Source organism: Streptomyces sp. URMC 124 (assembly GCF_051386455.1).
Classification (GTDB): Bacteria; Actinomycetota; Actinomycetes; order Streptomycetales; family Streptomycetaceae; genus Streptomyces.
The window spans coordinates 1-18,699 of the sequence record NZ_JBPQTS010000151.1 but is presented as its reverse complement, the minus strand read 5'-3'; the positions used below and the strand labels follow the sequence as shown (position 1 = coordinate 18,699).

21 protein-coding genes and 1 pseudogene are annotated in these 18,699 nt (G+C 71.3%); 10 read left to right on the top strand and 12 right to left on the bottom strand.

What is annotated here, in order from left to right:
- Positions 1–88: 88 nt before the first annotated feature.
- From ACSNOG_RS26080 to ACSNOG_RS26070, 3 genes and pseudogenes are all read right to left on the bottom strand, one after another.
- Positions 89–753, bottom strand: a pseudogene (locus tag ACSNOG_RS26080) (IS5 family transposase).
- Between the two features lie 53 nt (positions 754–806).
- Entirely contained in the window at positions 807–977 is a 171-nt protein-coding gene (locus ACSNOG_RS26075; RefSeq protein WP_436755150.1) for a hypothetical protein, read from the bottom strand.
- Between the two features lie 294 nt (positions 978–1,271).
- Positions 1,272–1,745, bottom strand: a complete 474-nt coding sequence (locus tag ACSNOG_RS26070) for an NUDIX hydrolase (protein ID WP_436755149.1) — start codon at positions 1,743–1,745, stop codon at positions 1,272–1,274.
- Positions 1,746–1,956: 211 nt separating this feature from the next.
- Between ACSNOG_RS26070 and ACSNOG_RS26065 the strand changes: the two genes are divergently transcribed.
- Positions 1,957–2,262, top strand: coding sequence for a hypothetical protein (locus ACSNOG_RS26065; RefSeq protein WP_436755148.1), 306 nt, complete (start codon positions 1,957–1,959; stop codon positions 2,260–2,262).
- Between the two features lie 96 nt (positions 2,263–2,358).
- Here ACSNOG_RS26065 and ACSNOG_RS26060 read toward each other — a convergent pair whose 3' ends face one another.
- The 4 genes from ACSNOG_RS26060 to ACSNOG_RS26045 form a co-directional block, all read right to left on the bottom strand.
- Positions 2,359–3,273, bottom strand: a complete 915-nt coding sequence (locus ACSNOG_RS26060) for a DUF6114 domain-containing protein (RefSeq protein WP_436755147.1) — start codon at positions 3,271–3,273, stop codon at positions 2,359–2,361.
- A gap of 47 nt (positions 3,274–3,320) precedes the next feature.
- Complete coding sequence (locus ACSNOG_RS26055; protein ID WP_436755146.1) at positions 3,321–3,935, bottom strand: DUF6230 family protein; 615 nt, start codon at positions 3,933–3,935, stop codon at positions 3,321–3,323.
- A 280-nt stretch (positions 3,936–4,215) separates the two neighbouring features.
- On the bottom strand, positions 4,216–5,139 hold the full coding sequence (locus ACSNOG_RS26050; RefSeq protein ID WP_436755145.1) for an ATP-grasp domain-containing protein: 924 nt from the start codon (positions 5,137–5,139) through the stop codon (positions 4,216–4,218).
- A gap of 153 nt (positions 5,140–5,292) precedes the next feature.
- Positions 5,293–5,430 carry a hypothetical protein gene (locus tag ACSNOG_RS26045; RefSeq protein WP_436755144.1) on the bottom strand — a complete coding sequence of 46 codons (138 nt, stop codon included), beginning with the start codon at positions 5,428–5,430 and terminating at the stop codon, positions 5,293–5,295.
- 83 nt (positions 5,431–5,513) lie between these two features.
- Here ACSNOG_RS26045 and ACSNOG_RS26040 point away from each other — a divergent pair, with 83 nt between their 5' ends.
- Positions 5,514–6,371: a helix-turn-helix transcriptional regulator gene (locus ACSNOG_RS26040; RefSeq protein ID WP_436755143.1), complete on the top strand. Its 858-nt coding sequence runs from the start codon at positions 5,514–5,516 to the stop codon at positions 6,369–6,371.
- A 92-nt stretch (positions 6,372–6,463) separates the two neighbouring features.
- Complete coding sequence (locus tag ACSNOG_RS26035) at positions 6,464–7,228, top strand: SDR family NAD(P)-dependent oxidoreductase (RefSeq protein ID WP_436755142.1); 765 nt, start codon at positions 6,464–6,466, stop codon at positions 7,226–7,228.
- 85 nt (positions 7,229–7,313) lie between these two features.
- Here ACSNOG_RS26035 and ACSNOG_RS26030 read toward each other — a convergent pair whose 3' ends face one another.
- Entirely contained in the window at positions 7,314–8,546 is a 1,233-nt protein-coding gene (locus ACSNOG_RS26030) for an MFS transporter (RefSeq protein WP_436755141.1), read from the bottom strand.
- Positions 8,547–8,659: 113 nt separating this feature from the next.
- Between ACSNOG_RS26030 and ACSNOG_RS26025 the strand changes: the two genes are divergently transcribed.
- The 3 genes from ACSNOG_RS26025 (at position 8,660) to ACSNOG_RS26015 (ending at position 10,623) form a co-directional block, all read left to right on the top strand.
- The gene (locus tag ACSNOG_RS26025; RefSeq protein WP_436755140.1) at positions 8,660–9,112 is read left to right on the top strand and encodes a winged helix-turn-helix transcriptional regulator; all 453 of its coding nucleotides are present in this window, start codon (positions 8,660–8,662) and stop codon (positions 9,110–9,112) included.
- Positions 9,113–9,304: 192 nt separating this feature from the next.
- Positions 9,305–9,439 carry a hypothetical protein gene (locus ACSNOG_RS26020; RefSeq protein WP_436755139.1) on the top strand — a complete coding sequence of 45 codons (135 nt, stop codon included), beginning with the start codon at positions 9,305–9,307 and terminating at the stop codon, positions 9,437–9,439.
- Positions 9,436–10,623: a methyltransferase domain-containing protein gene (locus ACSNOG_RS26015; RefSeq protein WP_436755138.1), complete on the top strand. Its 1,188-nt coding sequence runs from the start codon at positions 9,436–9,438 to the stop codon at positions 10,621–10,623. Before ACSNOG_RS26020 ends, ACSNOG_RS26015 begins: the two co-directional genes overlap by 4 nt.
- 74 nt (positions 10,624–10,697) lie before the next feature.
- Here ACSNOG_RS26015 and ACSNOG_RS26010 read toward each other — a convergent pair whose 3' ends face one another.
- Both ACSNOG_RS26010 and ACSNOG_RS26005 read right to left on the bottom strand, forming a co-directional pair.
- Entirely contained in the window at positions 10,698–11,174 is a 477-nt protein-coding gene (locus tag ACSNOG_RS26010) for an OsmC family protein (protein WP_436755137.1), read from the bottom strand.
- Between the two features lie 75 nt (positions 11,175–11,249).
- The gene (locus ACSNOG_RS26005) at positions 11,250–12,017 is read right to left on the bottom strand and encodes a maleylpyruvate isomerase family mycothiol-dependent enzyme (RefSeq protein WP_436755136.1); all 768 of its coding nucleotides are present in this window, start codon (positions 12,015–12,017) and stop codon (positions 11,250–11,252) included.
- 63 nt (positions 12,018–12,080) lie between these two features.
- On the opposite strand from ACSNOG_RS26005, the gene ACSNOG_RS26000 reads away from it, so the two are divergent.
- Both ACSNOG_RS26000 and ACSNOG_RS25995 read left to right on the top strand, forming a co-directional pair.
- Positions 12,081–13,094 (top strand): MerR family transcriptional regulator, encoded by a 1,014-nt coding sequence (locus ACSNOG_RS26000; protein WP_436755135.1) that lies wholly within the window; start codon positions 12,081–12,083, stop codon positions 13,092–13,094.
- A 40-nt stretch (positions 13,095–13,134) separates the two neighbouring features.
- Entirely contained in the window at positions 13,135–15,222 is a 2,088-nt protein-coding gene (locus ACSNOG_RS25995; RefSeq protein WP_436755134.1) for a hypothetical protein, read from the top strand.
- Between the two features lie 276 nt (positions 15,223–15,498).
- Here the strand turns inward: ACSNOG_RS25995 and ACSNOG_RS25990 are convergent, their stop codons facing one another.
- On the bottom strand, positions 15,499–16,929 hold the full coding sequence (locus ACSNOG_RS25990; protein WP_436755133.1) for a DEAD/DEAH box helicase: 1,431 nt from the start codon (positions 16,927–16,929) through the stop codon (positions 15,499–15,501).
- Between the two features lie 194 nt (positions 16,930–17,123).
- Positions 17,124–17,741 (bottom strand): NAD(P)-dependent oxidoreductase, encoded by a 618-nt coding sequence (locus ACSNOG_RS25985; protein WP_436755132.1) that lies wholly within the window; start codon positions 17,739–17,741, stop codon positions 17,124–17,126.
- 59 nt (positions 17,742–17,800) lie between these two features.
- On the opposite strand from ACSNOG_RS25985, the gene ACSNOG_RS25980 reads away from it, so the two are divergent.
- Both ACSNOG_RS25980 and ACSNOG_RS25975 read left to right on the top strand, forming a co-directional pair.
- The gene (locus ACSNOG_RS25980; protein ID WP_436755131.1) at positions 17,801–18,217 is read left to right on the top strand and encodes a winged helix-turn-helix transcriptional regulator; all 417 of its coding nucleotides are present in this window, start codon (positions 17,801–17,803) and stop codon (positions 18,215–18,217) included.
- Between the two features lie 161 nt (positions 18,218–18,378).
- Positions 18,379–18,699: hypothetical protein (locus tag ACSNOG_RS25975; protein WP_436755130.1), on the top strand; the 321-nt coding region annotated here is incomplete at its 3' end.

The following is an 18,699-nucleotide window of genomic DNA, read 5'->3' as shown; positions in this document are numbered from 1 at the left end:
CGGAGGCATCGCGATCGACCCCGACGGCACGCACCGGATCTGGTTCGATCTGGACCTCGATCAGTAGCTCAGCAGGTTACGGGCGGAGTCACAGCCGGATCGAGGCCACGGTGACGGTGCCGTGGTAGACGTAGGCGCGCTTGTCGAACCTCATCGCCACAGCCCGGAAGTTCTTCAGAGCGTTGATCGTCCGCTCCACTTCGTTCCTGCCCTTGTAGATCGCCTTGTCGAAGCCGGCGGGTCGGCCACCCCTGCTGCCGCGGGCTTGCCGGTTGGCCCGCTGGTTCTTCGGTTCGGGGAGGGCGTGCTTGATCTGACGTCTTCGCAGGTAGCGGCGGTTTCTTCGGGACGAGTACGCCTTATCGCCACCGAGATGGCCGGGCCGGGTGCGCGGGTGTCCGCCGCCCGCACGGCCGACGCGGATGCGCTCCATGACCGGGATGAGCTGCGGGGCATCGCCTCACTGGCCCGGTGTGATCAGCAGAGCGAGGGGACGGCGGCCACCTTCCCGGCGAGGTGGATCTTGCAGGTGAGGCCGCCCCGGAAGCGTCCGAGCCCCTCGTCGGGGCGGTGCTGCCGGGGCGTGCGCCGAAACGCGTCGGCAGATCACGCCACGGAACCCCGGTACGCTGCCGGAAGGGAATCCCGTTGATCACTCTGCGATGGCTCCCAACGCCCGCCGCACTGGCCGGACGTCGGCAGATGCCGCTTCAGCTGGGCCCACTCATCGGCCGTCAGATCTCCCCGCCCCATGGGCACGCCAACGATCCGAGGGCGGCGAGGTCACGTGATCCGCCGGACAGCCCCTAGTCGTCGCCACCGTCGCTGCCGCCACTGGAACGTCCGCTTCGACCTCCGGACTGCAGGAGGCTGAGGAGCACGTCAGCAGTCACTGACACCACGCGCATCCAGCGCGGTACGTCGATGTCCCCGTCGGCGGTGGACTCGGCGGGGGATTCGCCCGGAGAATCGGTCACGCGTCCGAGCGTAGCGCCCCCGGCGGGCCCGGGGCGCTGCGCTCAGCTCGCGTATTGGGCGCCTACGTGTCTGACTGACGCTGAAATGTGGTTCTCAGGTCGTTCCTATGCCGAGCACGGCTGCGGGCAGGTTGATCTCCGGGCGCAAGACCGCTGCGAAGAGGCGAACACGCTTGCCGGCCGGACCGTTGCGGCAGGGGCAGGGGCAGGGGCGTTCAGTGGCCCAGGCCTGCGCGCAGCGTGACCCCGAGCCAGGTGACCGTCAAGCCGACCGGGTAGCTCTTGGTGGTTGCCTCAGTGCTGGATCAGGCCGCCGACAGGTACGGGAGCGACGTGGCCGGTTGCCGGAAGGGTCTGCGCCAGGGCGAGGCCGACGTCGACCAGCGATGAGCGGCGCAGGCCGGCGACATCGGGGATCGGGGTCCAGGCAGATTCTGCGATGTCGCCGTTCGGCTCAGGCCGGAGTTGACCGCCGGTGATGCGGACCTTGTAGAAGATGCCGACGTTCTGGTGCTCCGGTCCGCCGGGGACGATGCGTTCGGCCGCGGGGATGATCCTTGAGTCCACTCCCAGCAGGCGTTCGACCACCGCGCTGCAGCCGGTCTCCTCAGCGACCTCTCGGATCACTGCATCGAACGGATCCTCCGCTTGCTCGACCCTGCCGCCTGGAAGAGTCCAGTTGGTCTCGCCCTTCAGCGGTACGTGTCGGGCGAGCAACACCCGCCCGTCCTCGATGCACACGGCGTACGCCGCCAGCCGGAAACTCATCCCTGTCCTTCCCCTCCCTCCTCGCCGGACGCTACCTCAACGTCCAAGGTCCGCGCATGACTGGCTTGTCGGCCCGTCAGCTGGGGCTTGCCTATCCTGTGGGCCGAGACGCACCGGACCGCTCCGTGCGTGCCGCGCTCTCGTACGCGCCGTACGGCCTGGATCGCGCTCCCGGCCGCCGTAGCCGTGATCGTCGCCCCGGACGGCTCGGGTGCCTCGGACGCCTCGGGTACGGCGGCGCGGCAGCCGAGCCTGGGGCGCGTACTCGCGCGAGGTCTGGCGTTCGACGCCGGAGGGCAGCGCCGCGCTGTTCGAGGCGGCTGCCAGGATCCCCGGTGTCGCCCTCATGGACGGGGCCGCCGACGCGACCGACCCGGCCGGAATCGCCGTCGCGCACACCGGCCCCAACAGCCACCAGGAGTGGATCTTCGGCAGGAACACCTACGAGTATCTCGGCCGACGCGAGATACTGGTCAAGCCGTACCGGGGCCTCGAATCCGGGGCCCTCACCTATTGAGTCCGTGATCACGAAGCGGGCCGTGGTCGACGCGGAGCAAGGGAACGTCCCGGATGCAGGACGCTCTGATCCTTCCTTCCGCCGAGCTGCCGCCTGTCACGTGACCGCGGACAGGGCCAAGCCGTCGGCGGTAAGGAAGTCACTGGTGATGAAGGCCTGTTCGGCCGTGACGTCGGTGATGAAGACGAACGGCGGTGACAGCGGAGGCACGGGCAGCGTGTCCGGGCTGAAGGTCAGGCACACCAGGCCCTGGACGCAGCCGCTGAACCGGGTGAGGTAGAGCCTGACGTCACCCTGCAGGCGCAGCTCTTCTGCCCCGAGGAGGAGGTCGGCGCTTCCGTCGGCGGTGCGTAGCCGGTAGTGGGAGAGGGACGCCGCCCGCATGTGCAGCACCATGACTCTCCGGGGACCGGTGAGGGTGGGAACGCGTGTGACTTCGGCGATGGTGAGGCCTGCGGGGGAGAAGCGGGTCGTCGTCACCGTCGGGGGCGTGCGGGCGACTTGCGCGACCCCGGGTTCCTGTTGCGGCCGCTCCCCGGGGGCGGCCGTCGCTGCGATGAGGAGGGCCGGTAGCGCAGCCGCGAGGGCCTTGGGCGGGGACGGCCTCCTCCTCCAAGGCACCTCCTTCGCCGGCGCCGGCCCCGGCCCCGGCGCCGGATCCGGTGCCGGATCCGCCGGTACGGGACCGGGCGCCCGGTTCGCGAAGCCGGCGGAGCCCTCCGGCGCCGCAGGCGTCCAGGCGAACCCCATCGCGCCGCCCGCGATCCCGAGCAGCATCCCTACGAGGAATCCACCCAGGTTGCTGGCCGCGAAGGAGGCCACAGACAGGATCACGGCGTGGACCGAGACGTAGTGGCGGGCATGCGGCAGGAACCACAGGAACAGCCCGGCCGCCATCAGGGCCGCACCGATGGCGAAGGCGGCGATCGCCCCGACCCCCAGGCTCAAGGCCACCGACCACGGGGCGAGCGGCACGGCCATCAGCTCGGCCCCGCCGAGGAGTAACAGCACTCCGGCCCAGAAGGGGCGCGTGCGGCGCCATCTCGCCGATCGCTTCGTCAGAAGCACGCCGAGCCGTCCAGGGCCACGTCGAGCTTGAGCCCCTTGAGCCGGAAGTTGCCCCCGGTGGCCGACCAGGCGTGCGAGCGCACGCCGCTGACCGACACGCCGTCGGCCTGCAGCCCGAACTGTCCCGGCTCGCCCTGGAGCCCCGGCACCTGGTCCAGGGTGGATGCGTCCTGGCCGAGCCGGATCCCTTCGAACGTTGCGTCACCGGCGAGGTCGGCTGTGTGGAGCACCAGCTGACGCACCTCGACGCTGCCCGCTGCGCCACCTGCCCTGAGCTTGAACACGACATTGCCCAGCGGTGTCTTGACCTGGGCGGCTTGGCAGAGGTCCGACAGTTCGGCGTCGGCGATACCGAGCAGGGCGACGGGCCGCCCCGTGCCGTCGACGGACCGGTCGACCCCGACGACCGAGGCGAGGCCCTGGCTCGACAGCTGTCCCGATGACACCTGGAACGCCGAGCCCGATACGGCGAAGGACGCCGCCAGCACCCCCTCCGACATCGCGATGCCCATGGCCGCCACTGCTGTCAGCGCGGGGAGGGCGACGAGGGCCGCCTTCCACCACACCGTCCTCCCCTCGACCGGACGCCGCCGCTCCGCGTTCACCCTGCCGCACCCCCGAGTCGCAGACGTGAGAGCAACCACAGTAACCACGTGCGGAGGCAGACGACTTCACTCAAAGAGGCGAAATCAACTGAACGGGTGAGGAGTTGGTGGTAAACCCCTCAAAGTCCTGAGGGGGCCCAAGCCACAGCTGGTGACCGAGGGTTCAACTCATCCCGGCTCCGGAGCGCTTCATGCCCGCTCCTCCGCCACCGACGGCCCCGCCCAAGGAACGACGGTTACGGACGCGAGGGCCGCGGAACGCACCTGAACGGAGTGAGGGTCAGGCCGGCTGGAGGTGGGCTGCGGTGTAGGGCATGGCGACGGTTTCCAGGCCGCGGACGGTGCCGAACATCGGGTGGACGTTGACTTCGAAGACCACGCCGCCGCTTTCGGCGGCCAGGTCCACTCCCGCGAACGGCAGACCGAGCGACTTGGTCGCGGATATCGCGAGCTCGGCCAGTCCGGTCGGCAGGTCCTCCTCGTGGAGGAGGGTGGAGACGGCGCCCCGGCTCTCGTTGCAGGGCGCGTCGGGGTCCGGCTGGATGTGCTCGACCGCCCGCAGCACGCGCCCGCCGAGGACCACGACCCGGTACTGGTGGCGCCGTCCGTCCGGAAGGAAGTTGGCGGCGTCGCGGGAGATCAGCCAGTCCTCGCCGGCGGTGGCGTAATGGCGTGCGGCGGCGGTGAGCTGGGGGTGGGTGGTGATGTGGAAGACGTCGTGGCCGCCCATGCCGATGGTCGGCCGGGCCCATACGTCACGGCCGAGGCGGTCGAACGCCTCGGCGGCCTCGTTCGCGGTGGGGCGCGAGAACGCGACGGTGGGCATGTGCGCTATGCCGTCGCGAACGAAGCATTCGGTGGTGCGGTCCTTCTCGGTCGCCGCCCGCCAGGCCTGCCCGTCGGTGCCCAGTGACCGGGCGCCGTGGGCGCGCAGCAGGCGCTGGCAGTCCTCGAAGTGCCGGCGCCGGTGCGGGGGAATCTCGTAGACCAGCACGGTGTCCGTCGTCACCGTCAGCTGGCCGGCTTCCAGGAGCAGCCCGTCACCGTCCGCTGTGATGCGGCCGTTCCCGCCGGTCATGAAGTGCCGCGCGTCCATCTGGACCGGATCCCGGCCCGTGAGGGTGCGTGCTGCGGTAACGAGCATCTCCCGGCTGCCTTCGGTCGAGCTGTGATCGGTCATCAGGACCAGTTCTCTGGGCGCCATACCGAGCAGTCGAACCGAAGCGCCTCCGCCGGGCAACACTGCCTCGTGCGCCATTGCGCGCCCGCGTGGCTGAAACGGCGCCACCGCCGGCCGGCGCGCCACCGCCGATCCCCTGGCCGCGGGACCGGCGGCGTCCTCGTTCGGGGCGTGCCGTCAGAAGAAGTAGGCGCCGTTCACCGCTCCGTCGGCGTTGTGGCCGGCCACGGACTCGCCCGCGCCCTGAGGCGGGTTGACGTGGGCGAAGTCGACGGCGTCCGTCCAGCCGGCGAAACCGGTGACCGCACGCCACACAGCGCCCCGGGCCGGCGGCAGCGCGGGTTTCCTTGAGGGGTGCGACCGTCAACGAGGCCCACGCGGCTGCCTAGCATGGCGCCATGGACATCTCCCGGCTTTCCGTAGAGGCCCGACGGCGACGCAGCTCCGAGATGCGCGGGTTCCTGCGGTCACGGCGGGCCCGGCTGACCCCTGAAGACGTCGGGATGCCGGCCGGTGGCGGACGGCGGACGCCGGGGCTGCGCCGTGAGGAGGTGGCGGTGCTCGCCGGGGTCGGAGTGTCCTGGTACACCTGGCTCGAGCAGGGGCGCGAGATCAACGTGTCGGAAGACGTACTGGACAGCATCGCGCGCGTCCTGCGGCTCGGCCCTGCCGAGCGCGAGCACTTGTACCTGCTGGCCGGTCTGAACCCGCCGCAGGCACCCCCGGCGAACCGTCAGGTCACTCCCGGACTGCGGCGGGTGATCGACGGCTGGATGCCGCGGCCCGCGTACGTCATCGACCGGCACTGGAACCTGGTCGCCGTCAATCGTGCGGCCCGCCTGGTGTTCGGCTACGACGAGAGCGACTACAACTGCCTCGTGAGCTACTTCACCAACGCCCGCTACCGGTCAGCGATCTGTGACTGGGAGGACGGGGCCCGCGCGATCGTCGGCCGGTTCAGGGCGGACGCCGCCCGGTACCCGGACGATCCCGAGTTCGGCAGGCTGGCCGAGGACATGTGCGCGGCAAGTGCCGCCTTCGCGGACATCTGGGCGGAGCACGGGATCGGCGGCGCGACCGAGGGGCGCAAGGTCCTCAACCATCCCGATGCCGGACAACTCGTCTTCGACTACACGACCCTGCCGCTCCCGGACCTGCCGGGGCATCGGATCGTGCTCCACACCCCGGAGCCCGGTGGCGAAACCGAAGGACGGCTGGGCGCGCTGACGGACCGGGAGTCCGTGGGGGTGAGCTGAGGGCCAAGGGGCCCGCCGCGGAAGGTGGTGGTGACAGACCCAGGCTCAGCCGACACTGTCACTCCCTCGCGCCCCCGACAAGGATCGCTGTCATGAAGCGATTCACGAACAAGACGGTCCTCATCACCGGCGGGTCCAGCGGCATGGGCCTCGCCGCCGCCCGCCGCCTCCTCGACGAAGGCGCGTACGTCGTCATCACCGGACGCGACCGGTCCCGGCTGGACAGCGCCGTCGCCCGCCTGGACGCCGGGCCCGACCGGGTCCTGGCCGTGTGCGCCGACGTGGCCCGGCCCGCCGACCTCGATGCCCTGATGCGGCGGATCGAGACCTGGCGTGGCAGCCTCTCGGCGGTCTTCGCCAACGCGGGCGTAGGGGTGTTCAAACCGGGCGCCGAGATCACCGAAGCCGACTTCGACCACACCGTCGACGTCAATTTCAAGGGGGTGTTCTTCACGATCCAGAAGGCCCTGCCGCTGATGCGGGACGGCGGAGCCGTCGTCATCAACGCTTCCTGGACACTGCACCGCGGCTTGTCCGTCGCCTCCGTCTACTCCGCCGGCAAGGCCGCCGTGCACAACCTCGCGCGTACGCTGGGCGCGGAGCTGGCGCCGCGCGGTATCCGGGTCAACTCCGTCAGCCCCGGCTACATCGACACGGAGATGTACCGGGCCGCTGCCGCCGACGATCCGGACGCCGAGGCCCGCAACGCCGCCGAAGTACCCCTCGGAACCCTCGGCCACCCCGACGACGTCGCGGCGGCCGTGGCCTTCCTGGCATCGGACGACGCCTCGTACATCACGGGCCAGGACCTGGTCGTCGACGGTGGCCTCGTCGGTTCGGTGCCCGCCGCACCGTAGCCGTAGGGCAGACGGCCTTGCGGGCCGCCGCCGCGGTGCGAGTGCTCCGACCGTCTTTCGGCCCGGTTACGTACTGCGCGGAAGGTCACCGTGGACTGGGCCGTGTGAACGCCCACAACACCAGCCCGAGGCAGCTGAACGCGGCACCCAGCGCGCAGACGGCGCCCCAGCCGGCCACCGTGTAGAGGGAGGTCGCCGCGAGGGCGCCGGTGCCGCTGCCGATCGAGTAGAAGACCATGTATCCGCCGATCAGCCGGCTGCCGGCGTCCGGGTGCAGTGCGTAGATCAGGGTCTGGTTGGTGACGTGGACCGCCTGCACGGCGAGGTCGAGAAGGATCACCCCGGCGAACAGGGCCCAGAGCGAGCTGCGAGTGAAGGCCAAGGGGAGCCATGAGGCGGCGAGCAGTGCCAGGGCGATGCCGGTGGTCCACCCGGAGCGCCCGCGGTCGTTGAGGCGGCCCGCCACGGTTGCCGCCAGGGCGCCCGCGACTCCCACCAGCCCCAGCGCCCCGATCGCGCTGTGGGACAGGAGGTACGGGGCCTCGCTGAGCGGCAGGGCCACGCTGCTCCACAGGGTGCTGAAGGCGGCGAAGACCAGCAGGCCGAACAGGGCCCGGAGCCGCAGCACTGGCTCCCGTACGAAGAAGGTGATCGTGGAACGCAGGAGCTGTCCGTAGCGCAGGGGCGTCGGCGGAGCGGCACTGCGGCGCGGCAGTACTCGGTACAGCACGAGGGCGAGCAGAGTGATGAGCGACGCCGAGGCGAGGTAGACCGAGCGCCAGCCCGCGAGATCGGCCATAAGGCCCGATGCGGTGCGGGCGAGCAGGATTCCGACGACCACGCCGCTGGTGACCGGGCCGACGACTCGTCCGCGTCCGGCGGGAGGGGCCAGTGAGGCGGCGAAGGCCACCAACGTCTGCGTGACGACAGCAAGAAGCCCGGTTGCGGCCATGCCCACGAGCAGGATCGCCGCCGTGCGGGCGGCGGCCACCACGGACAGTGCCACCACCAGCAACAGTAACTGGACCACGATGAGCCGTCTGCGGTCGGCCACGTCGCCCAGCGGCACGAGGAAGAAGAGCCCCAGCCCGTATCCGACGTGCGTGAGCGTGACCACGCTGCCGACGAGTGCCGGGCCCATGGCGAGGTCTTGTCCCATGGTCACCAGGAGCGGCTGGGAGAAGTAGACGTTGGCCACCGAGGCCCCGCAGGCGACGGCGAACAGTATGACGACGCGACGGGACAGGACGAACGCGGAGCCGCCTTCCCTGCTCCGGGCTTCCCGGCGCCCTGTCGCGGCCCCACCGTTGCCGGGCATCAGCAACCCCTCCATTCCGATTCTGGTTTCATCTTGCAACCGATGATGGAAGGGCTGACGGTAGTCTCGTTGGTAGCATGTTGCAACCACGGTGCGAGTGAGTGAGGGACGTCATGGTGAGCAGGACGCGCTTCGACGACAGTGAATGTCCCGTCGCCCGGTCGGTGGACGCGATCGGTGACTGGTGGTCCCTGCTGATCGTGCGGGACGCCTTCGACGGGAGCCGGCGCTTCGGGGAGTTCCAGCGCAGCCTCGGCGTGGCGAAGAACATCCTCACCGCGCGTCTGCGGACCCTGGTCGCCGGCGGTGTCCTCGAATCCGTCCCCGCGTCGGACGGCAGCGCCTACCGCGAGTACGTGCTGACTCCGAAGGGCGAGGCGCTCTTCCCCGTCATCGTGGCACTGAGGCAATGGGGAGAACAGAATTTCTTCGCCCCGGGCGAACCGCACTCACAGTTGGTCGACCGCCGGCAGGGGCATCCCCTCCGCCCCCTGGAAGTGCTGGCCGCGGACGGGCGGCGGCTGGACCCCGACGACACCACCGTCCACAAGGTCTCCGCCCGGTAATCCGAGCCGCCGAAGGGCGGCCGGGAGGTGGCGGTCCCGCGGCACCCTGCGCGCGGACGACGCGTCAGCGCCTCGTGCCCGCCCCTCTTTCCCGCACGGCAGCCCGCCCCTACTGTGGTCCGCCTCACGTGACATGCGCATGGGTGCAAATGCGCATGGGTGCAACGGCTGCCGACGGACGAGGAGGCGTGCATGGGAAGGCACGACAAGCAGGACGACGGGGGCGGCAAGGGCGACAAGTTGCCGGGTCAGCCCTGGACGCCCCCGAAGGAGCCGCCCACAACGGACGGCGGTTCCCCCGGGGGCGGCGGAAAGCACGGCAAGTGAGCGGCTGGCGGGAGCTGGTCGCAGGCCTTGCCTCTGACGGCACGCTGACCGCCGAGTGGGCGCCGGTGTTCGAGGCCCTGCCCCGGAGCGGGTTCCTGCCCGACGTCATCTGGCGGCACCACGTCCCGACCGGCCGCGTCGAAGCCGTCGACCGGGCCCGGGAGCCGCAGCGGTGGCGGGCGGCGGCCGAGTCCGGCGATCCTCTGGTGACCCAGTGGGACGACGGCGAGCACCAGGGGCCGGAGCAGGGGCGGGTGGCGTCGTCGTCGGCGTCCGCCCCCTCCGTCGTCGCCGCGATGCTCGCCGACCTCGACGTACGTCCCGGGCAGCGGGTATTGGAAGTCGGTACCGGCACGGGCTGGAACGCCGGCCTCCTCGCCCGCCGCCTCGGCGCCGGGGCAGTGACCACGGTCGAGGTGGACCGGCATCTCGCCGACACCGCCCGCGCGTCCCTGGAGCGGCAGGGCCTGGGGGCGGTCACGGTGGTCCACGGCGACGGCTTCCAAGGACATCCGCCCAGGGCCCCGTACGACCGGTTGATCGCCACTTGCGGCGTGCGCACGATCCCCGGCGCCTGGCTGCGGCAGTGCCGGCCGGGAGGCCGGATCGTGGCGCCGTGGGGCACCCGCTTCACCCGCACGGAAGCCACGGTGGCGCTCACGGTCGCCGAGGACGGGTGCAGTGCCGGCGGGCCGTTCACGACGCTGGTGCAGTTCATGAGCCTGCGCGCCCAGCGCCGGGACCTTCCCTCGTACGCCGACTACGTGACCGCCGAGTCCCGGGAGAAGGCCGACCGGGGCACGACGAAGCTGACCCTCGGTGAGACGCTCGCAGGCGACTGGGACCTCTCCCGGTTCGCCCTCGGCCTCCTCGTCCCGGACTGCGCGGTCGTCTTCGACGCGCCGCGGGGCGGCCGGCGGCCGGTGTGGCTGTGCGGCCTCGGCGACGACCGCTCCTGGGCATGCGTACTGTTCCGGGAGGACGATCACACGGGCGGCCTGCCGTCCACGGTTTACCAGTACGGCGGCCGCCGGTTGTGGGACGAGGTCGAGACCGCGTACGCCTGGTGGCAGGAGCAGGGCCGGCCCGGTCTCGGCCGCCTCGGCCTGACCGTCGACGGCCGGGGCCAGCACGTCTGGGTGGACACGCCGGACCACGTCGTGGGATTCCCGAGCGCAGTCTGAACCGCGCGCGGAGCAGGTGTCGTCGTCCGCTCTTACCCGGTGCCTCCTTTACCGGGTACCGGGCTCTCCCTTGCTTACTGGATGTGGATGACCGGCTCATGCCGGACGGGGAAGTTCACCGAGCGAGCGATGAAGCACACCGCATGCACGTCGCCGTGCAGTGCACGAGCCTTGTCCACCATCGACGCCTGGGCGACGGTCACTTCGGGGCGCAGCACGACCTCGGTGATCCGTCCTCCTCCTGCGCCGTTCGCGTCCATGGTCATGACCCCGCGAGCACGGTCTTCGTAGTCGACGACCGTCACCCCGCCGACAGCGCAAAGGTGGAGGTACCAGAGCATGTGGCACTGAGCGACCGAGGCCACGAGGAGTTCCTCGGGGTTCCAGCGTGCCGGATCGCCGCGAAAGGCGGGGTCGGAGGAGGCGGCGATGGGCGTCTTTCCCGTCGCCAGCACTTCATGGGCGCGACTGAAGGAACGGTAACCATCCGTACCGGAACCGAGGTTGCCCGTCCTTTCAATCGCTACGTCGTAGGTGTGCGTCTCAGCCATACGGCCAGGGTAGGCGGTACTGGTGTGGGTATCGGGCTGGTGTGGGTACCGGGGTCGGTGGCGGAGCGGATTCGCCTAGAGCGCCGTGTGGGTCAGCCAGTGGTCCAGCAGCGCGCGGTCACCGGCCACGGTCACCCGGCCGTCGTCCGGCGGAACGCGGCGGGAGAACACCAGCAAGAGATCCGTCACCGCACCCGACACCACCACATCGGCCTCGACGGGCCCGCGCTCCCACCGCAGAACCTCGGGCTCCCTGGTGATCACCCAGCCCTGCACGGAATCCGGGCGGAACCCGATCCGTTCGCCCCGGCCGCGCAGCCCTGCCACCGTCGGCCTGACCTTCTCGAAGGCCGGTGCGGACAGCAAGTCCAGATTCTCGCTGATCACGTCGGCGGCCAGGTCGTCGGCGACCTCGAACGCGGTGTCCGTTGCGAAAGCCGCATCGTAGTGGTGGACGCAGGTGTCGCTCAGCATCCTGCGCAGCCAGAAGACCGCCGGCTGCGGCCCGAAGAACGTGCGCACAAGGGTATCCGCGCCGGCCTGCTCGACCGCGCCGACCAGCTCCTCCGCGCCCGCGCCCAACCACCGGGCCCACGCGTCCGGGGCGCCGGGATCGGCCTGCCGCGGGTCAGGGGCAGGCAGTTGCTCGCCCTTGCGTACGAGTTCGGCTGCCCACCGATGCTCTTGACCGACGTGCCCGACGAGCGTGCGCAGCGACCAGGCGGGGCAGGTGGGCACCGGAGTCTCCGGATCCCTTCCGGCGACTGCACGGGCGAACCCTCCGGTCTGCTCCCGCAGGCCTTCCACGAGCCGTGCGGTGTACGGCGTCGGCATCGACGTCATCACGAAGCTCCTCCCACTGGGTGACGCCAGTACCGTAGGAACTCCAGTCCGGTGGAGGTTCAAGTGCCTTTGCGTGAACAGACGCTCGGGATCGGTGACCTGGCACGGCTGACCGGTGTGCCGGTGCGGACCGTCCGCTTCTACTGCGACGAGGGCATCGTCGGCTCCGTGCGCAGTGCGGGCGGGCACCGCAGGTTCGACAGGGCGGCTGTGGAACAGCTCCGCCTGGTCAGGCGGCTGCGCGGGCTCGGGCTGGGCCTTCCCTCCATCAGGCGTGTGCTCGCCGGCGAGCGCTCCTTGGCCGAGGCCGTCGCGGCCGAGCGGGCCGCGCTCGACGTACGGTTCGCGGACCTGGCCTGGCGGCGGGCCTCGCTGCGCGCGGTCGAGGAGGCCGGACCGGCCGACCGGGCCGCCAGGCTGGAGCTGCTGGCCGCCGTGGAAGGCGGGGGAGCCGCCCACGACGCACTGGCCGGCTTCTGGAGACGCACGATGGTCGTGCCGGTGTCCGAGGCGATGCTCACCGCATTCGTGACCATGGCCGTGCCCGAGCCGCCCACCGACCCGACCCCGGCGCAGGTGGTCGCCTTCGCCGAGCTGGTCGCCCTGGCCGGCGACCGGGAACTGACGAGCCTCCTGCTGGCCATGGCGCGAGCCAACGCCGAACTCGTCGCCGACGAGGCCGAGTTGCTGAACGGGATCAGCGAGGCGTGCGCCCTGGCCGCGCCCAGGGTCCGGGCAGGCGAACCGCCTCGCGGAGGCCCCGAACTCGACCGGTTCGTCGCCGCCCACGCCGCGGCCCGTGGTGGCCGCGACACGCCCCGGTTCAGAGGCCGGCTGCTGGCTTACGTAGCCGCTGACCGCGACCCGAGAATGCGTGCGTACTGGCGGCTCGCAGCCGAAGCAGGCGGCGACCCGGCTTCGCTCGGCGCGTCCCACCTGTGGCTGACCGACTCCCTCGAACGCGCCGTGAGTCCCGGTGCTCCCGAGGGCCGGGCCCCGCAGGCTGGGGTCGCCTTTGGGAGGAGCGGCACGGGTGCACCCGGTGTGCCCGGGCAGGCCCCGCCGATGGCAGGATGATCACGCGAATTGCAGGTTGTCAGGGTTTAAGGGACTTGAGGTGAGTGTGGCGGGGACGTGGCCGAAGCTGCGGGAGGCGCTGGACTCGGTGCCGTGGGACCAGCTCGGGGCTACTGACCCCGAGCCCGCCGGCGAGGAAGTGGCTCGCGTGTTCCGGCACCTCGTGCGCAAGGGCGCGGAGGCGACGGAAGAGGACTGCGACCCGCTGTTCGACCTCCTCGCGCCGTGGGACGGCCGGGTGCCGCGGACGGCGACTGCTGCGCTGCCGTTCGTCGTCGGGCTCGCCGCTGATCCGGGCATGGGCGCGCGGGTGGCCCTCATCGACTTGCTGGAGGTGCTGCGCCGAGCCGCGGTCAAAGCAGAACCGCATCGGACGGACCCGGCGTGGCCCGCGGCGTGGCAGCGCCACCAACCCGCGATACGAGCCCTGCATGCGGATCCGGACCCGGTGGTACGGCGGGCGTCCATCCCCCTCGCGGTCGGCGTTGCCGCGCCGGCGGAGCTGTGCCGGGCCGAGGCGGACCCGGCGGTGCGCGTGCCGCTGCTGCTCGCCCTGGGCGCTGCCGCCGCTGAGGCTGCTCCTGCCGATCGCACCGCTGCCCGCACGCAGCAGGAGGCGCAGGAGGAACTGCGGGGCCTGCATGAGCTGCACGAGCTGCACGAAACGTCGGCCGTACTCACCGCCGCCCTGCAGGACAGCCATCCCGCCGTAAGGGTTGCTGCCGTGCACGCCTGGGCGGGGACGGACCCGGAGGTCCCGGCCCGGCAGGTCGGTCTGCTGGTGGAGGCCCTGTCCGATCCCGCCGCGCCGCCGGCCTTCGAAGCCGCCTGGTATACGCCGGGAGGGGACGAGTCGTGGTCACGCGACGTCGTCGTCTCCCGGATGGCCGATCTCTTCTACGACACCCCGCAGACGGGCACTTCGTTCGTGACTCGGATGGTGGAGGCGGCCCGTCGCGCCGGGGACGCGGCTCTGTGTCGCGCCGCGCTCGACGTGGCGTGGGAGCTACTGGTGCACAGGCCTTCCACCGCGACCGCACTGCTGCCGGTGGCAGGCGGGCTGGTGGACGCCACGGACGACGGCGTACGGCTCAGAGCGGCGCACCTCCTTGCGGTGCTCGGCCCGCGTTCGGCGTCGTACGCCGACCAGCTCGCCGCGCTCCTCGACGACCCGGGGACGGACGAGTTCATCCATTGCACCGTCGGCGAGTACGCGCGATGGGCCCTGGCCCGCATCGGTGACCCGCGCGCGCTTCCGGGGCTGGTCGAGCGGTTCTACGCGCCTTATCGGGAGGGGTATTCGGGTGGCTGGACCGTCGGCGACCCCCGCCGCCCCGACCTCGGCGATGTCCTGGTCCCCCTGCGGAGCCACGCGGACGTGCTGATGCCGGCGCTGCTCGGCGCCATGCGCCACCACGCTGCGGACGGCGAAGTGAGCGGTCTGCTGACCCGCACCTTCCTCCGGGTCCTGGAGGCATGGGGCGAGGCGTCGTTGCCGGCCCTTCCGGACGTCGTGGCGCTGCTGGACGACCTGTGCTTCTCGCTGGACGCCGCCGAGACCCTGGCGGCAATGGGGCCTGCCGCCGCTTCCGCCGAGCCGGCCCTGCGCCGCTGCTCGGTCCTCGACGTTCCGGCGAACCACCGCAAGGTGGCCTGGGCCGCTTGGCGTGTCGGCGGCGACGGCCCATCCACCCTGCGGTTCCTCGGTGACGAGATACTGAAGGAAGAAGGCCCGTTCTGCCCCGTCGGACTGCTGGCGGACTTCGGCCGTGCGGCCGCACCGTACGCCGACCGGGTGCGGCAGGTCATGGACCGCGCCACGGGGTGGGACCGCGTGCAGGCCGCGGCCACGCTGTGGGCGCTCACCGGCGAATCCGGACCGAGCGTCTCGGCGTTGGAGAAGTGCGTACTGCCGTTCGCCGACGGCCATGGCGACGGAGGCTACGGAGTCCTCGGTGACGCCTTGCGCGCCCTCGCACGGATCGGCGCCACGACGCCGGCGATACGCGCCGCCCTTCAAGCGGCCAAGGCATCCGACCGCCGTCTGTCGTTGCACGACGGCTACGAGGCCGTCCTCCAGGACGAGGAACTCCGCACAGCGATCGAGAACGTACTAGCCCTTACGTAACCGTGCGCCGAGAAAGGGCGGGAGGACGAAAAAAGGATGCCGGAGCCGTGAACCTGAGACCGGAACTGCTGCCGCCACCGGTGAGCCGGCGGCGGCCGGACGAGACGGCCCGCGAGATCGACCGCATATCTTCGCCGAGTACCACGGCAGCAGGAGCCTGGAGGAATTCGCCGCAGAGGCCGGCCGACCCGGGTGGCGCGTGGTGGCAGACGTGACGAGAGACGAGCTCGTGGAAATCGTCCGTCGCGCCGTCCGCCGCGTCACGGCGTGCTGAGCTCAGTTACCGCGGCGTACCCGGGCGGCCTTGCGGGCCTCGGCGAGCTTGCGGGCTTCGGTGGCCTTGCGGGACTTGCCGCCACCCCGGGGCGAGGTGTCCTTGGTGCTGCCCAGGCCGCGGAAGGGGACGTTGGTGTTCTTGGCCCGGGGAGGGGTGGGCCCGCCGTCCAGCGGGGTGCCGGAGGGCGCCTTGGCGCCGGTGATCCGGCTCAGCTCCGCCTCGCCCGAGCGCACCTTGGTGACCGTCGGCTCGATACCGGCCTCGGACATCAGCCCGCTCACTTCGCGGCGCTGGCCCGGCAGCACCAGCGTGACGACGCTGCCGGACTCGCCGGCCCGGGCGGTGCGGCCCGCGCGGTGCAGGTAGTCCTTGGGGTCGGTGGGCGGGTCGACGTTGACGACGAGATCGAGATCGTCGACGTGCAGGCCGCGGGCCGCGACATTGGTCGCCACCAGGACGGTGATCTCGCCGTTCTTGAACTGCGCGAGGGTCCGGGTGCGCTGCGGCTGGGATTTGCCGCTGTGCAGGGCCGCCGCGTGCACACCGCTGGCCCGCAGGTGCCGGGTGAGCTGGTCGACCGCGTGCTTGGTGTCCAGGAACAGCAGCACGCGGCCGTCGCGGGCGGCGATCTCCGTGGTGACGGCGTACCGGTCGGGGCCGTGGACGACCAGCACGTGGTGGTCCATCGTCGTGACCGCGCCCGCGGACGGGTCGACCGAGTGGACGACGGGGTCGTTGAGGTAGCGGCGGACCAGGCTGTCGACGTCGCGGTCCAAGGTGGCCGAGAACAGCATCCGCTGGCCGTCGCGGTGCACCTGGTCGAGCACCTCGGTGACCTGCGGCAGGAAGCCCATGTCGCACATCTGGTCGGCCTCGTCGAGGACGGTGATCCGTACCCGCCCCAGGTGGCAGGCCTTGCGCTCGACGAGGTCGTGCAGACGACCGGGCGTGGCGACGACGACCTCGGCCCCGTCACGCAACGTAGCGGCCTGCCGACCGATCGACACGCCACCGACGACCGTGGCCATCCGCAGCCGGAGCGCGCCGGCGTACGGCGCGAGTGCTTCGGCGACCTGCTGGGCCAGCTCGCGGGTGGGCACGAGGACCAGAGCGAGGGGCTGCTTCGGTTCCGCACGCCGGCCGGCCGTCCGCGCGAGCAGTGGCAGGCCGAAGGCGAGCGTCTTGCCCGACCCGGTGCGTCCCCGCCCCAGGACGTCGCGTCCCGCGAGGGCGCTGGGCAGCGTGGCCGCCTGGATCGGGAACGGCTCGCGCACGCCGCGCTCGGTCAGCGTCCGCAGGACCGCTGCCGGCAGCTCCAGGTCGGCGAAGGAGGTGACCGGAGGGACCGGAGGGACCGGAGAGGCCGGAGAGAGGGGCTTGGGCCGGTCGAGGCCGTCGTGGGAGGTGACGGGGCGGTCCGGGTGGTTCATGAAGAGCCTTCCGCGTGGGAGAACGTACCGACGTACCGAGGAAGGCCCGGCAGGAATGAGCGGCCGACGGCCGGGGAACCGGACGGACACCGCCGTCCGCCGCCCGGCCGATCAAACATGTAACGATAACACAACGTGACGGGCTGCCCCGGATGCGGCGATCCTGATCCTGCGCACCACCAGCGTGCTCGTGATCACGCCCCGGTCACCCCCGCATGCGTACGGTGCAGCGACGGCGCCTCGATCTCGTCGAGCAGGGCTCGTGCGAAGTCGGTGTGCGTGATGCGGGCAGAGGCGTCAGCCGGAGCGATGGCGTAATGCCCTGCCGGTTCGCCCGCGTGGTCGAAGTCTCCGGCCGGGCTGAGCACTACCCAGTCCAGACCGTCCGGCGCTTCCGCCCGCAGGGTTTCGGTCCCGGCGCCGTGGCCGAGGTAGAACTCCCGCCACTCTTGCGGGTATCCGGGGGTGTCCATCAACAGCGGTCCGGTCTCCGTCGGCAGCACGGAGGCCAGCCCGACGGACACCAGTCGTCCGACTCCCGCCTGCGGCAGGCCCGCTGCGAGGGCGCGGGCCACCGCGGGGAAGAACACGCCCGGCGCTTGTCCACCGTCGTGAACGGCGGCGACAGCGGCGTCGTGTCCCATCGCCAGCCGCGCCACATCCGCCGGCGCGGTGACGTCTCCGTCCGCGCGACCCGCTTCGGTGACCGTGTACCCGCGCTTTCGAGCCTCCGCTACCGCAGCCCGTCCGACCCGGCCGCCGGCACCGAAGACGATGATGCGGCCCTTGCTGATTTCCGTGTGGTTCGTCATGCGGCAGACACTAGAGAAAGGGGTGGTTACCGATTGGGTACCGGCCTACCGTACGGATCATGAACCAGGCCTCGTCTCAGCCCGCTCCGCCGCCCGCCCCGCCCCTCGCTCCGCCGCCCCTGGATGCGGACATGTTCGACCCTGTCTGCCCGTCCCCGCTGGTGCCGTTCAAGGTCGGGGACAAGTGGGCCTCGCTGATCCTGCGCTGCCTCGAGGACGGCCCGCGCCGGTTCTCCGAGCTCAAGGTCCCGCTGCGCGGCATCACCTCGAAGTCCCTGACCCAGTCCCTGCGCGGCCTCGAGCGCAGCGGCTTCGTCAGCCGGGCCGAGCACGAGGGCCCGGAGCGGCGCGTCGAGTACGCGCTGACCCCGCTCGGCCAGGGGCTGCTGGGCCCCTTGGACGCGGCGTGCGAGTGGACGCGGGACCACTGGGACGAGCTGATCGACGCTCAAGAAGCAGAGGGTGTGACGGCGTAGCCGGATTGCCCCGTGTGTGCTCCTGTGCGCCGTTTGCGAGTGTGCTTTCCTGTCCAGGACTGTTGGTGACAGAAGTGGCAAACAGTCAACTACGGGGGTAGGCCATGGCCACCGTTCGCTGGGTTCTCGCATTCGATTCCTCGTGCTGCCGGTGCAGGGCCATGGCCGAGGAGGTCAAGGACTACGGGGGTGGCCGGCTCGACGTCATGCCGCTGGACGATCCGTCCGTCCAGGGCTGGCGCACCCACGCCTTCGGGTCGCGGTTGAAGCACGTGCCCACCCTGATCCGGGTGGCGGGAGGGAATGCGGCCGTACGCGCCTGGACAGGCTGGCCGATGGGCGTGCGCCTGGCCTTCCGGCTCGGGCCGCGCCGCACGGCGCGGCTGCTGCGCGCCCTGGGCGCCGAGAGCGAGAGGCAGCCGCGGGCCGGGTCTGCGGAGGGGATGGGACGGGGGCGGTTCTTGCGCCTGGCCGGGCTGGCG

Coding starts and splice junctions, on each gene's coding strand:
- ACSNOG_RS26070 (WP_436755149.1), bottom strand. CDS start 1,745: ATGAGTTTCCGGCTGGCGGCGTACGCCGTGTGCATCGAGGACGGGCGG.
- ACSNOG_RS26050 (WP_436755145.1), bottom strand. CDS start 5,139: ATGGCGCCCAGAGAACTGGTCCTGATGACCGATCACAGCTCGACCGAA.
- ACSNOG_RS26040 (WP_436755143.1), top strand. CDS start 5,514: ATGGACATCTCCCGGCTTTCCGTAGAGGCCCGACGGCGACGCAGCTCC.
- ACSNOG_RS26035 (WP_436755142.1), top strand. CDS start 6,464: ATGAAGCGATTCACGAACAAGACGGTCCTCATCACCGGCGGGTCCAGC.
- ACSNOG_RS26030 (WP_436755141.1), bottom strand. CDS start 8,546: ATGCCCGGCAACGGTGGGGCCGCGACAGGGCGCCGGGAAGCCCGGAGC.
- ACSNOG_RS26025 (WP_436755140.1), top strand. CDS start 8,660: ATGGTGAGCAGGACGCGCTTCGACGACAGTGAATGTCCCGTCGCCCGG.
- ACSNOG_RS26020 (WP_436755139.1), top strand. CDS start 9,305: ATGGGAAGGCACGACAAGCAGGACGACGGGGGCGGCAAGGGCGACAAG.
- ACSNOG_RS26010 (WP_436755137.1), bottom strand. CDS start 11,174: ATGGCTGAGACGCACACCTACGACGTAGCGATTGAAAGGACGGGCAAC.
- ACSNOG_RS26005 (WP_436755136.1), bottom strand. CDS start 12,017: ATGACGTCGATGCCGACGCCGTACACCGCACGGCTCGTGGAAGGCCTG.
- ACSNOG_RS25990 (WP_436755133.1), bottom strand. CDS start 16,929: ATGAACCACCCGGACCGCCCCGTCACCTCCCACGACGGCCTCGACCGG.
- ACSNOG_RS25985 (WP_436755132.1), bottom strand. CDS start 17,741: ATGACGAACCACACGGAAATCAGCAAGGGCCGCATCATCGTCTTCGGT.
- ACSNOG_RS25980 (WP_436755131.1), top strand. CDS start 17,801: ATGAACCAGGCCTCGTCTCAGCCCGCTCCGCCGCCCGCCCCGCCCCTC.